The 12,782-nt window shown below is 70.2% G+C and carries 11 protein-coding genes; 8 read left to right on the top strand and 3 right to left on the bottom strand.

Going from position 1 to position 12,782, the window contains the following annotated elements; genetic code table 11:
• Positions 1 to 169 precede the first annotated feature (169 nt).
• Both ACIBHY_RS16825 and acnA read left to right on the top strand, forming a co-directional pair.
• Positions 170 to 898, top strand: a complete 729-nt coding sequence (locus ACIBHY_RS16825) for a metal-dependent hydrolase (RefSeq protein ID WP_397307087.1) — start codon at positions 170 to 172, stop codon at positions 896 to 898.
• Positions 899 to 1,052: 154 nt separating this feature from the next.
• Positions 1,053 to 3,767: an aconitate hydratase AcnA gene (acnA, locus tag ACIBHY_RS16820; RefSeq protein ID WP_397307086.1), complete on the top strand. Its 2,715-nt coding sequence runs from the start codon at positions 1,053 to 1,055 to the stop codon at positions 3,765 to 3,767.
• A 57-nt stretch (positions 3,768 to 3,824) separates the two neighbouring features.
• Here the strand turns inward: acnA and ACIBHY_RS16815 are convergent, their stop codons facing one another.
• Positions 3,825 to 4,532, bottom strand: a complete 708-nt coding sequence (locus ACIBHY_RS16815; RefSeq protein ID WP_397242424.1) for a neutral zinc metallopeptidase — start codon at positions 4,530 to 4,532, stop codon at positions 3,825 to 3,827.
• Between the two features lie 84 nt (positions 4,533 to 4,616).
• On the opposite strand from ACIBHY_RS16815, the gene ACIBHY_RS16810 reads away from it, so the two are divergent.
• Positions 4,617 to 5,342 carry a sulfite exporter TauE/SafE family protein gene (locus ACIBHY_RS16810; RefSeq protein ID WP_397307085.1) on the top strand — a complete coding sequence of 242 codons (726 nt, stop codon included), beginning with the start codon at positions 4,617 to 4,619 and terminating at the stop codon, positions 5,340 to 5,342.
• A 4-nt stretch (positions 5,343 to 5,346) separates the two neighbouring features.
• Here ACIBHY_RS16810 and ACIBHY_RS16805 read toward each other — a convergent pair whose 3' ends face one another.
• A complete protein-coding gene (locus ACIBHY_RS16805) occupies positions 5,347 to 6,459 on the bottom strand; it encodes a DUF5685 family protein (protein ID WP_397307084.1) in 1,113 nt (370 codons plus the stop codon).
• A gap of 64 nt (positions 6,460 to 6,523) precedes the next feature.
• A complete protein-coding gene (locus ACIBHY_RS16800; RefSeq protein WP_397242430.1) occupies positions 6,524 to 6,934 on the bottom strand; it encodes a nuclear transport factor 2 family protein in 411 nt (136 codons plus the stop codon).
• A 147-nt stretch (positions 6,935 to 7,081) separates the two neighbouring features.
• Here ACIBHY_RS16800 and ACIBHY_RS16795 point away from each other — a divergent pair, with 147 nt between their 5' ends.
• From ACIBHY_RS16795 to ACIBHY_RS16775, 5 genes are all read left to right on the top strand, one after another.
• Positions 7,082 to 8,182, top strand: a complete 1,101-nt coding sequence (locus tag ACIBHY_RS16795) for a sugar ABC transporter substrate-binding protein (RefSeq protein WP_397242432.1) — start codon at positions 7,082 to 7,084, stop codon at positions 8,180 to 8,182.
• A gap of 90 nt (positions 8,183 to 8,272) precedes the next feature.
• On the top strand, positions 8,273 to 9,028 hold the full coding sequence (locus tag ACIBHY_RS16790; RefSeq protein ID WP_397242434.1) for an ATP-binding cassette domain-containing protein: 756 nt from the start codon (positions 8,273 to 8,275) through the stop codon (positions 9,026 to 9,028).
• Positions 9,025 to 10,284, top strand: coding sequence for a sugar ABC transporter permease (locus tag ACIBHY_RS16785; protein WP_397307083.1), 1,260 nt, complete (start codon positions 9,025 to 9,027; stop codon positions 10,282 to 10,284). Before ACIBHY_RS16790 ends, ACIBHY_RS16785 begins: the two co-directional genes overlap by 4 nt.
• Complete coding sequence (locus ACIBHY_RS16780) at positions 10,284 to 11,492, top strand: ROK family protein (RefSeq protein ID WP_397307082.1); 1,209 nt, start codon at positions 10,284 to 10,286, stop codon at positions 11,490 to 11,492. The genes ACIBHY_RS16785 and ACIBHY_RS16780 overlap by 1 nt, the downstream gene beginning before the upstream one ends.
• Positions 11,493 to 11,650: 158 nt before the next feature.
• Positions 11,651 to 12,778: a serine hydrolase domain-containing protein gene (locus tag ACIBHY_RS16775; RefSeq protein WP_397242438.1), complete on the top strand. Its 1,128-nt coding sequence runs from the start codon at positions 11,651 to 11,653 to the stop codon at positions 12,776 to 12,778.
• Positions 12,779 to 12,782: the final 4 nt, after the last annotated feature.

Genomic DNA, 12,782 nt, shown 5'->3' with positions numbered 1-12,782 from the left:
ATACTCACAAGTAACCTCAAGATTCCGGAAATGTGAACAGGGCTCATGTGAATGGGTCCGCGATCGCGGGAAGCCCGGGTGGGTGGCGGGCGGCGGTCGTGCCAGTGGCCTTGGGGATACCTCCGCCAGGGCGGGATTTTGCATTACAGTAACTCTTTGTGATCTTCGCATGATGGGGCATTCGCACGCGATGACCGGAGCGATCGCGTGGCTGGGACTGGCGCCGGCGTTCGCGGCGCTGCCGTTGCTGAACGAGTCGAGCCGGTTCATCGAGACCGGGATCATGGCCAGCGCGCTGACGCCCTCCGAGCTCATCGCCGGGGCGCTGGTGTGCGCGGGGGCGGCGATGCTGCCCGACCTCGACCACCCGAGCGCGACCATCGCCCAGACGTTCGGGCCGGTGACGTGGGCGTTGTCGAAGGTGGTCGCGTGGATCAGCGGCGGGCACCGGGGGATGACGCACTCGCTGGCGTTCGCGGTGGCGGTGGGGTTCGGGGCGCACTGGCTGGCGAACACGTACCCGGTCGGGCGCGACATCATGGTCGTCCTGCTGATCGGCCTGGCCCTGCGTGCCATCGGCATCGGCATCCCCGGCAACAAGACCGGCTCCGCCATGGTGAACATCGGCCTGACCGCGGGGCTGTTCGTCGTGTTCATGTCGCTCGGGGTGGGTTACGCGTGGCTGGGGCTGGCGGTGGGGATCGGGTGCTTCATCCATGTCGTGGGTGACTGCATGACCGAGAGAGGGTGCCCGGTGCTGTGGCCACTGGCGGCGCGGTGGGTGCTGCCGTGGAAGATCGGGATCAAGACGGGCAAGAAGTTCGAGCAGAAGATCCTGGCCCCGGTGCTGTCGGTGGCGATCGTCGGGCTGTTGTTCTGGCGGCTCGCGCCCCTGTGAGGGCGGTTTAACTTGATGTCGAGATACTTTAGGGATATCTTGATGTCGAGATATCCGCTGCAACCTGCGGGTTAGGGTTACCTAACGTCTTGTCCGGTCCCCGGGTGCGGCAGGATTTGACTGAGTATTTGGTCCACCGAGGAGGCGATTCACCGTGTCCGCGAACAGCTTCGGCAGCCGTGACACGCTACGCGTCGGCGACGCGTCGTATGAGATTTTCCGGCTGGACGCCGTCGAGGGCTCGGCGCGCCTGCCGTACAGCCTGAAGATCCTGCTGGAGAACCTCCTCCGCACCGAGGACGGCGCCAACATCACCGCCGACCACATCCGCGCCCTGGGCGGATGGGACCCGAAGGCGGCGCCGAGCGTCGAGATCCAGTTCACGCCGGCCCGCGTGATCATGCAGGACTTCACCGGCGTGCCCTGCGTCGTCGACCTGGCCACGATGCGCGAGGCCGTACGCGAGCTCGGCGGGGACGCGACGAAGATCAACCCGCTGGCCCCGGCCGAGATGGTCATCGACCACTCCGTCATCGTCGACTTCTTCGGCCACCCCGACGCCTTCCAGCGCAACGTCGAGCGCGAGTACGAGCGCAACCGCGAGCGCTACCAGTTCCTGCGCTGGGGCCAGACGGCCTTCGACGAGTTCAAGGTCGTCCCGCCCGGCACCGGCATCGTGCACCAGGTCAACATCGAGCACCTGGCCCGCGTGGTGATGACGCGCGACGGCAAGGCCTACCCCGACACCTGCGTGGGCACCGACTCCCACACCACGATGGAGAACGGCATCGGCGTCCTCGGCTGGGGCGTCGGCGGCATCGAGGCCGAGGCCGCGATGCTCGGCCAGCCGATCTCCATGCTGATCCCGCGCGTCGTGGGTTTCAAGCTCGGCGGCAAGCTCCCCGCCGGCGCCACCGCGACCGACCTGGTGCTGACGATCACCGAGATCCTGCGCAAGCACGGCGTGGTCGGCAAGTTCGTCGAGTTCTACGGCGAAGGCGTCTCCTCCGTGCCGCTGGCCGACCGGGCCACGATCGGCAACATGAGCCCCGAGTTCGGCTCCACCTGCGCCATATTCCCGATCGACGGCCAGACCACCAACTACCTGCGCCTCACCGGCCGCTCCGAGGAGCAGATCGCGCTCGTCGAGGCCTACGCCAAGGCCCAGGGCCTCTGGCTCGACCCGGACGGCGCCGAGCCCGAGTTCTCCGAGTACATCGAGCTCGACCTGGCCACGGTCGTCCCGTCGATCGCCGGGCCGAAGCGCCCGCAGGACCGCATCGCCCTGTCGGCCGCCAAGGACACCTGGCGCCACGACGTCGCCAACTTCGTCGCCGACGACGAGGCGGGCAAGGAGAGCTTCCCGGCCTCCGACCCGCCCGCGCAGAGCGCGAACGGCCGGCCGCACAAGCCGTGCCCGGTGACGCTGGCCGACGGCACCACGTTCGAGATCGACCACGGCATCGTCACCATCGCCGCGATCACCAGCTGCACCAACACCTCCAACCCTTACGTGATGCTGGGCGCCGCGCTGCTGGCCCGCAACGCGGTCGACAAGGGCCTGAACCGCAAGCCGTGGGTCAAGACCTCGCTGGCTCCCGGCTCGCAGGTCGTCACCGGGTACTTCGAGCGGTCGGGGCTGCAGCCGTACCTCGACAAGATCGGTTTCAACCTGGTCGGCTACGGCTGCACCACCTGCATCGGCAACTCGGGCCCGCTGATCCCCGAGATCTCCCAGGCGGTCCAGGACAACGACCTGGCCGTCACCGCGGTGCTGTCCGGCAACCGCAACTTCGAGGGCCGCATCAACCCCGACGTGAAGATGAACTACCTGGCCTCGCCGCCGCTGGTGGTCGCCTACGCGCTCGCGGGCACGATGGACATCGACCTCGACACCGAGCCGCTCGGCGTCGGCAACGACGGTGAGCCGGTCTTCCTCAAGGACATCTGGCCCTCGCCCGAGGAGATCTCGGACGTCGTCAACTCCTCGATCGGCCGCGAGATGTTCGAGCGCGACTACGCCGACGTCTTCAAGGGCGACGACACGTGGCGCTCGCTGCCGATCCCCACCGGCAACACCTTCGAGTGGGACCCGGACTCCACCTACGTCCGCAAGGCCCCCTACTTCGAGGGCATGCCGGTCAAGCCGGAGCCGGTCACCGACATCTCCGGCGCCCGCGTGCTGGTCAAGGTGGGCGACTCGGTCACCACCGACCACATCTCGCCCGCCGGCGCGATCAAGGTCGGCACCCCGGCCGCGCAGTATCTCGACGAGCACGGCGTCGCGGTCAAGGACTTCAACTCCTACGGCTCGCGCCGCGGCAACCACGAGGTCATGATCCGCGGCACGTTCGCCAACATCCGCCTGCGCAACCAGATCGCCCCCGGCACCGAGGGCGGCTACACCCGCGACTTCACCCAGGCCGGCGCGCCGGTGTCGTTCATCTACGACGCCTCCGTCAACTACGCCGCCAACGGCACGCCGCTGGTCGTCCTCGCGGGCAAGGAGTACGGCTCCGGCTCCTCGCGTGACTGGGCCGCCAAGGGCACCGCGCTGCTCGGCGTCCGCGCCGTCATCGCCGAGTCCTACGAGCGCATCCACCGCTCGAACCTGATCGGCATGGGCGTCCTGCCGCTGCAGTACCCGGAGGGCGCCTCGGCCGCGTCCCTGGGGCTCACCGGCGAGGAGACCTTCGAGATCACCGGCGTCGTGGCGCTCAACGACGGCGGCATCCCGCGGACCGTGCACGTGAAGGCCGGCGACGTCGAGTTCGACGCGGTCGTCCGCATCGACACCCCCGGCGAGGCCGACTACTACCGTCACGGCGGCATCATGCAGTACGTGCTCCGCTCGCTGCTGGCCAAGTAGCCGGCACGAGGGGCCCCGCCGCCGTCCGCTCGCGGCGGGGCCTTCTCACGGGGTACGTCACGCCACCCGCGACCGTGCCGCCGACCAGGTGTCGCAGGAGGCGGGTCGGGCGCCGGTGAAGCCGCGCTTCAGCCAGTAGACGCGGTTGGCGCCGCTGCCGTGGGTGCGGTAGAGGTCGTCGCCGCTGGCCCGTACCACTTCGACCAGGGCCGCCCAGTCCTTCGTGTCCCGGGGCAGCGACCGCCACACCCCGGCCAGGAACACCCCGGCCAGGCAGTCGGCCTGCAACTCGTAGCGGCGCCCGCGTTCGGCGGTGGCCTTCCCGCGCTCGTAGGCGGCCCGGACGCCGGTCAGGCTCTGCAGGTGATGTCCGTACTCGTGGGCCGCGATCTTGAGCGGCAGCAGATCGGTCCGCCCCTCGATCCAGTCGCCGGTCAGCGGGAACACCAGCGTGCGCGGCCCCGGGCAGTAGAAGGCGGCAGTTCCTTCTGGCCAGTCGAACCCGCAGATCCGATCCTGCGGCGCGTCGAAATAGCGCACCTTGGGTTTGCTGAACGGCATCCGCGCCCGAGCAAAATGCCCACCCCACGCCTTATCAAGACATTTCACCATCGCGACTAGATACTCCCTGGGCCGCGCCACCCCGCCGGAGATCAGCTCGGGCTCCTCGCACGACTGGACGGCGAGCCTGCCGGTGCCCGCCCACGGATCGGCGGCCGGGGCGGTGGTGAGGGTCAGCACGGACAGCACGGCAACGGTCTGCATGAGGGGCACAAACACGGATCATAGGGCTCAGTGGTGACCAGGGCGGTGGGATGGGATGGATGGGACGGTGGTTGACTCTCCGGCATGAGCGATCTTGCCCTGGTCCTGACAATTGGTAGTTTGGCGGTTTTCATCGGGGCAATTGTCCAGGGAGGCGTCGGGTTCGGGCTGGGGCTGATCGCCGCGCCCGTGCTCACGATCCTGGACCCCGGCGTCATGCCCGGTGCGATCCAGGTGGTCAACTTCACGTTGCCCTTGTTCACGCTGGCCGCCGAGTGGCGCAGGGTGGACTGGCGGGGGCTGGGGTTCGCGGTGCTCGGCCGGTTGCCCGGCACGGTCATCGGAGGATTCGTCGTCGTCTACGTGTCGGCCCACACACTCGGCGTGCTCGTCGGCGTGATGGTGCTCATCGCGGTGGGGCTGACGGCGCGGGCGCTGAGCGTGCCGCGCAACGGCGCCACACTCGCCGCCGCCGGGTTCGTCTCCGGCGTCACCGGTACGGCCACAGGCATCGGCGGCCCGCCCATCGGCCTGGTGTACCAGAGCGCCAAGGGGCCGCAGATCCGGGCGACACTGGCCATGTTCTTCGCCCTGAGCGCCGCCCAGTCGCTGGCCGTCCTGGCGTTCGTGGACCGCTTGCCCGGCAAGGCGCTGGCCACGGGGGCGGCGCTGCTCGTACCCATGATCGCTGGATTTCTCGTGTCAGGGCCGCTGCGGCGCTACCTCGACGGCGGGAAGGTGCGTGCGGCGATTCTGATCGTGGCGGCCGTCTCCGCGCTGGTGCTCATCGGCCAGAGCGTGATGCGGTGACGGCTCAGGCCGAGCAGCAGTCGCAGCCGGAACAGCAGTCGCAGTCCGAGCAACAGTCGCAGTTCGTGCAGCAGTCGGGCAGATGGCAGCAGACGTCCCCGCAGTTGGCGCAACTGGAGCACCGCGAGTCCTCCTCCTCCCACGGAGGCTGGTAGAGCCCGCAGGTGCAGCAGGAGAAGGCGGCACAGGCCAGCGAGATCAGCCCGCCGGGATCCGGCTTGCGGGGATGCGGCTCGGGGGGCGAGTGCGCCGGCGGCTCGGATGGCGAGGTGCCCTCGGCGAAGGTGCGGGTGATCGCCCGGGACGTCTCATGGACCAGGAGCGCCTTGGCCAGCCGGGGCCGGGGCAGCTCCAGCCCGTCCACGGCCGCCCGCAGATCGGCCTGCGCGCGCTCACAGTGGGAACGGGCGTCCGCGAGAGCGGTACCGGTGGCCGGCAGCGGGTTGTAGGCCCCCCGCTCGCGATCCTCGGCCAGATCCTCCACGGCGTCCAGGAGGTGGGCCAGCCGCCCGAAGGCCCGCCCGGCGTGTTCGAGCGGCTCGCGGTTGCCGGGCCGCCCCGCCAGCACCGCCGTGTGCGCGAAGGCGGCGGCCACCGCGTCCTCGGTGGGCGCCGTGAGCGTGGCGAGCGTACGGCCGCCGGACCGCTCCAGCTCCACCTGGGCGAGGGCCGCCCCGGTCAGCGGGGCGGGGTCGAAGGACAGGGCGGCCGCCGTCGAGGCTCCCGCGCGGGACCAGCGCCCGGCCAGCCGCCCGGCCGTCGCGGCGACGAGCCGGCGCCGGTAGGGCCCGTCGCCGTCGGCGATGTGGTCGCGCAGCTTGGCCCCCGCCAGGATGAGCGAGACGGACGCGGCCAGCCGGGCCCCTTCCGACTCCACGACCCCGGCCGTCCTGAACCCCCGCAGAGCACACGGCCCAGCGGTGCGCCGCGGGGTGGGCGCGTCCGTCTGCGCCTCGGCCAGCACGGACACCAGCAGCGCGTCATAGTTGGTCGCCAGCCGCGCCGCCTGCCCATGCTCGTCCCGCAGGGCCAGGCACAGGCCGCACAGATGCCCCAGCCAGTCCTTGAACATCCCCCCGCACATGCCGTGCCGACATGGCCGGACAATCCCGAACATACGCCCCCTCAACCGGTACGGCGGAGCTCACCGTAGCACCGGTGACCTAGGACAGGGGAGGGCCTCAGTGCATGGTCCGCCAGGTCTGCTCCTCCACCAGTTCCCGGCTCCGCCACCCGGCGGCCGTCCTGGTCATCCGGTGGTGGTACCAGCCGCCGCCCTGCAGGATCCCGGCCGGCTTGGCCAGCTCCCGGCCGGGCGCCAGCGTGTCGGTGAACGAGGCCGAGACCTCCGCCGCGTCCCCGCGCACCGCGACCCGGGTGGCGCCGATCAGGTGGAGCCGGCCTGGCCAGTGCGGCAGCACCTCGGCGAGCCAGGCCTTGACCTCGGGAAACGGCCCCTTGATTCCTCCGGCGGAGGTGTAGTCGAGCACGGCGTCGGGCGTGAACACCTCGTCGAGCAGGTCCCAGGCGCCGCTGTCCAGCGCGTAGGCGTAGGTGGCCAGGCGGTCGCCGATGGCCCAGTGATCGTCCATGGGCCCAGACAACGCGACAGCTCCTACACGAGCAAGACCCACGTTTCACGATTGTTATGCGGAACAACAAACTCCGGCCTCGGAGCCCCTTCCCAAGAGGTCCCTGGCGGAATACGTTGCCGCAAACAACATTCAGGGAGGTCTGCCATGCGCAAGGGGATCCTGGGCGCCGCCGCGCTCATCCTGGGTCTGGCCGCCTGCGGGGGCGAGAGCGGCACGACCACCGGCACCACCGCGACGACGGGAGCCGCCACCGCCAAGCCCGGCAAGGTCGGTGTCATCCTGCCCGACAGCAAGTCCTCGGCCCGCTGGGAGACGGCGGACCGCAAGTTCCTGGGAGAGGCCTTCACGGCGGCCGGGGTCGCCTTCGACATCCAGAACGCCCAGAACGACAAGTCCGCGTTCCAGACCATCGCCGACCAGATGATCACCAACGGCGCGACCGTGCTGATGATCGTCAACCTCGACAGCGGCACCGGCAAGACCGTCATCGACAAGGCCAAGGCGCAGGGCGTGCCCACGATCGACTACGACCGGCTCACGCTCGGCGGCAACGCCGCCTACTACGTCAGCTTCGACAACACCAAGGTCGGCACCCTTCAGGGCGAGGGCCTGAGCAAGTGCCTGGCCGAGAAGAAGGCAGGCAAGCCCATCGTCGCCTACCTGAACGGCTCGCCCACCGACAACAACGCGACACTGTTCAAGGAGGGTTACGACGGCGTCCTGAAGCCCAAGTTCGACGCCGGAGAGTACGTGAAGGGCCCCGAGGAGTCGGTCCCAGAGTGGGACAACACCAAGGCCGGCACGCTGTTCGAGCAGATGCTCACCAGCCAGCCGAAGATCGCCGGCGTGCTGGCGGCCAACGACGGGCTCGGCAACGCCGCCATCACCGTGCTGAAGAAGAACAACCTCAACGGGAAGGTCCCGGTCACCGGCCAGGACGCCACCGTCCAGGGCCTGCAGAACATCCTGGCCGGCGACCAGTGCATGACCGTCTACAAGGCCGTCAAGAAGGAGGCCGACGCGGCGGCCAAGCTCGCGGTCGCGCTGGCCAAGGGCGAGAAGCCGACGGCGAGCGGCACCGTCAAGGACTCCCAGACCGGCGCGGACGTCCCCGCCGAACTCCTCGACCCCCAGCCCATCACCTTCGACACCGTCAAGGACGTCGTGGCCGACGGCTACGTGACCAAGGACGAACTCTGCACCGGCGACTTCGCCGCCAAGTGCACAGAAGCCGGAATCAGCTAACCCAACCCCCTCTAGATCCCGAAATTTCGGCTTAAGGTACGGCAAGCGGCCCACAAGGCGGCCTGCCGTACCCTCCTCCGAGGGAGCCCCATGACGACCCCACTTCTCGAAGTACGCGGCCTCGACAAGAGCTTCGGCCCCGTCCAAGTGCTCCACGACGTCGCCTTCTCCGCCCACGCCGGCGAGGTCACCGCTCTGGTCGGCGACAACGGCGCCGGCAAGTCGACGCTCGTGAAGTGCGTGGGCGGCATCCACCCCGTCGACGCCGGCCGGATCCTCTTCGACGGCGACGACGTCCAGGTGAGCACCCCGCGCGACGCCGGAGCGCTCGGCATCGAGATCGTCTACCAGGACCTCGCGCTCTGCGACAACCTCGACATCGTCCAGAACATGTTCCTCGGCCGCGAGCGCCGCAGCGGCCTGGTCCTGGACGAGGCGACGATGGAGGAGATGGCCGAGCGCACGCTGTCCGGCCTGTCGGTACGCACGGTCAAATCCATCCGGCAACAGGTCGCCAGCCTGTCCGGCGGCCAGCGGCAGACCGTCGCCATCGCCAAGGCGGTGCTCTGGAACTCCCGGGTGGTCATCCTCGACGAGCCCACCGCCGCACTCGGCGTCGCCCAGACCGCCCAGGTGCTGGAACTGGTGCGCAGGCTGGCCGACCAGGGCCTGGCCGTGGTGCTCATCTCGCACAACATGAACGACGTGTTCGCCGTCTCCGACCGGATCGCGGCGCTCTACCTCGGCAGGATGGCGGCCCAGGTCCGCACCGCCGACGTGACGCACGCGCAGGTCGTCGAACTGATCACCTCCGGTCGCAGCGGAGAACTGGGGATCGCGCCATGAGCAAGCTTGTGCAGGACAAAGAGGCCATCATCACGGCGGTGCAGGCGCCGTCGATCGGGCACAGCGCCCGTGCCTACGGGGAGCGGGTCCGCGGCGGCGACATGGGCGCGCTGCCCGCCGTCATCGGCCTGGTCGTGCTCTGCACGGTCTTCGCGATCGCCCGGCCCTCGTTCTTGACCGCCATCAACTTCGCCAACCTGTTCACCCAGGGCGCCGCGGTGACCGTCATCGCCATGGGCCTGGTCTTCGTCCTGCTGCTGGGCGAGATCGACCTGTCGGCCGGCTTCGCCAGCGGCGTCTGCGCGGCGGTGCTCGCCGTCACGCTCACCGACCTCGGGCAACCCTGGTACGTGGCCGTGATCGCGGCCATCCTCACCGGCTCGGCGATCGGGGTGGTCCTGGGCTCGCTGGTGGCCAAGGTCGGCATCCCGTCCTTCGTGGTCACGCTGGCGGCCTTCCTCGCCTTCCAGGGCGTGGTGCTGATCATGCTGGACGAGGGCACCAACATCTCCATCGCCGACCCGGTCATCGTCGCCATCGCGACCAAGAACATGACGCCCGCGCTCGGCTGGGCGCTCTACGCCGCCGGAGTGGTGATCTACGCGGCGCTCCAGCTCACCCGGGCCCGCCGGCGGGCCGCGCGCGGGCTGGTGGCCGACCCGTTCTCGCTGATCGCCGCGCGGGTGGGCAGCCTGGCGGTCATCGCCGGGCTCGCCGTCTACGTCCTGAACCTGGAACGCAGCCGCAACCCGCTGACGATCTCGCTCACCGGCGTGCCCATCGTCGTGCCGGTCATCCTGGCGCTGCTGGTCCTGTGGACGTTCGTGCTGCGCCGTATGCCCTTCGGACGGCATGTCTACGCGGTCGGCGGGAACGCGGAGGCGGCCCGCAGGGCCGGCATCGACGTCGACCGCATCAAGATCGGCGCGTTCGTGATCTGCTCGTCGATGGCCGCGGTCGGCGGGATCATCGCCGCCTCCCGCGCCAACTCCGTCGACCCGAACACCGGAGGCAGCACGGTCCTGCTGTATGCCGTCGGAGCTGCGGTGATCGGCGGGACGAGCCTGTTCGGCGGCAAGGGCAGGGTCCTCGACGCCGTGCTGGGCGGCGCCGTGGTGGCGGTCATCGAAAACGGCATGGGCCTGATGCAGTACGGTTCCAGCGTGAAATACCTGGTCACCGGATCTGTCCTCTTGCTGGCCGCGGGCGTCGACGCGCTGGCGCGCAGGCGGGCGGCCGCAGCGGGTCTGAGGTGATGCGGGCGGGGCCATCCCAGGAGGACATCAGGCGGCACAATCTCGGCACGCTGCTGCGCCATGTCCATCTGGGCGGGCCGATCTCCCGTGCCGAGCTGACCTCGCGCATGGGCCTGAACCGCAGCACCATCATGGCGCTCACCTCCGACCTGACCGCGGCGGGCCTGGTGCGCGAGGAACTGCCGCGCGAGACCGGCCGCGCCGGCCGGCCGTCGCTGGTGGTGCGCCCCGAGTCGGCGCGCGTCTACGTCTTCGCCTTCGACGTGGGTCCCGATCGGCTGGCCGTCGCGCGCGTCGGGCTGGGCGGGGTGATACTCGACCGAAGGGAGTCGGTACGGCGGCGCGGCCCGTTCGACCTGACGGAGCTGACCGGGGACCTGGCCGCCGCGGCCCGGCAGATGCGGCGCAAGGCCCGCCACGACGCCGTCTGCGTCGGGGCGGGCGCCGCCGTGTCCGGCGGCGTGCGCAGAAGCGACGGCGTGATCAGGTTCGGCCCGAACCTGCACGCCGACGAGGCGCCCTTCGGCGAGGCACTGGGCAGGCGGCTGGCCTTCGGGCTGCCGGTGAGCGTGGGCAACGACGCGAACCTGGCCGCGCTCGCCGAGCACAGCCGCGGCGTGGGCGTGGGCGTGCGCGACCTGGTCTACCTGCACGGGGACGTCGGCGTCGGCGGCGGGATCATCGCCGGCGGCCACCTGCTCGGCGGCCACGACGGCTACGGCGGTGAGATCGGCCACATGGTGATCAACCCGGGCGGCGGGCAGTGCGCCTGCGGCTCACGAGGCTGCCTGGAGGCGGAGGTGGGGGAGCGCGCCCTGCTGGAGGCCGCGGGCAGGAGCCCGGAGGAGGGCCACCAGGGCCGCGACGCGGTACGCAACGTCGTCGACGCCGCCGACCGGGGGGACATCGTCGCCCAGGAGGCGCTGCGCCAGGTCGGCGACTGGCTGGGGCTGGGCGTGGCGAACCTGGTCAATCTGTTCAACCCGGAGATGGTGATCTTCGGCGGCATGCTGCGCGAGGTCTACCTCGGCTCGGCCGCCCAGGTGCGCAGCCGGCTGGCGGTCAGCGCCCTGGCGCCCCAGCGGGAGGAGCTGCGCCTGCGGACCTCCGCGCTGGCCGACGACGCGACCCTCGTGGGCGCCGCGGAACTGGCCTTCGCCCATGTACTGGCCGACCCGCTGGAAGTCCTGGCCCGCGCGGGCGGCTGAGCGCATCCAAAGTTGCCCGGACCCCGGGCGGATCGTCCCGGCGGCCGAGGGCAGGACCGGGCGTACGGCCGATCACAAGGCATGATCCTGTTTCTAGTGTCGGATGCATCAGCGTTCGACACGGAGAAGAGTTCATGCGCCACGCATATCGAGCAGTCTTGTTCACCGCCGTCACCGCGGCCGTCATGTCCGTCGCGCTGCCCGCCGGGGCCGGCGCGACCGCCCGCCCCGGGTACGGCCGGGCCGACCTGCAACGCGACGTCAACGCCATCAAGGACGTGGGCACGATCGGCGTCCAGGCGAGGGTCACCGACGGAGGCCGGAACCTGGTGGCCACGGCGGGCACGGCCGTCCACGGCACGCGGCGCCCGGTCCCGGCCAACGGCTACAGCAGGATCGCCAGCACCACCAAGACGTTCGTGGCCACCGTGGCGCTGCAACTGGTCGCCGAGGGCAAGATGTCGCTCGACGACACCGTGGAGAAGCTCCTGCCCGGCGTCGTCCAGGGCAACGGCAACGACGGAAACACGATCACGCTTCGCATGCTGCTCCAGCACACCAGCGGCCTGTACGACGCCTACCCGGGCTACGCCTCGCTCGAAGAGATCCTGGAGCACCGTTACGAGCGCTTCACCGAGCTGGAGATCGTGGAGAGGGCGGTCAAGCACAAGCCGGAGTTCCGGCCGGGCGCCGAGTGGCGCTACAACAACACGGGCTACCTGCTCATCAGCCTGATCATCGAGAAGGCGACGGGCCGGCCGTGGCACAAGGAGGTGGCGGCCCGGGTGAGCGGGCCGCTGGGGCTGCGCCGTACCTTGTGGTCGGGCGCGTCGAACGAGGTGCCCAAGCCGCACGCCAGGGGCTACCTCCTCATGCCGCCGGCCAAGCCCGTGGACCTCACCTCGAAGTTCGACGGCGACGCGGCGGGCGGACTGATCTCGACCACCGCCGACACCGGCCGGTTCCTCCGCGCGCTGCTGGGCGGCAGGCTGCTGCCGGCGGAGCAGCTCGCGCAGATGAAGAAGACCGTGCGCGCGCCCGCCCACGAGGCCGGGTGGCCGGGGGCGCGCTACGGCCTCGGGCTCAGCTCGCGCCCGCTGTCCTGCGGCGGCGTGTACTGGCACCACGGCGGCGACGACTACGGCTACAAGACGCGCACCGGCGTGAGCGCCGACGGCCGGCGCAGCGTGGTGGTCTTCATGTCCACGCAGATCGGCGACGAGCGGTCGCTGAAGCAGGAGAAGGCGTCGGGCGACCTGATCGACCGCGCGCTGTGCGCGTCCTGACGTC

The sequence above is a fragment of the Nonomuraea sp. NPDC050547 genome, assembly GCF_044457345.1.
Lineage (GTDB): Bacteria > Actinomycetota > Actinomycetes > Streptosporangiales > Streptosporangiaceae > Nonomuraea.
This window is presented reverse-complemented; position numbering and strand designations above follow the sequence as displayed.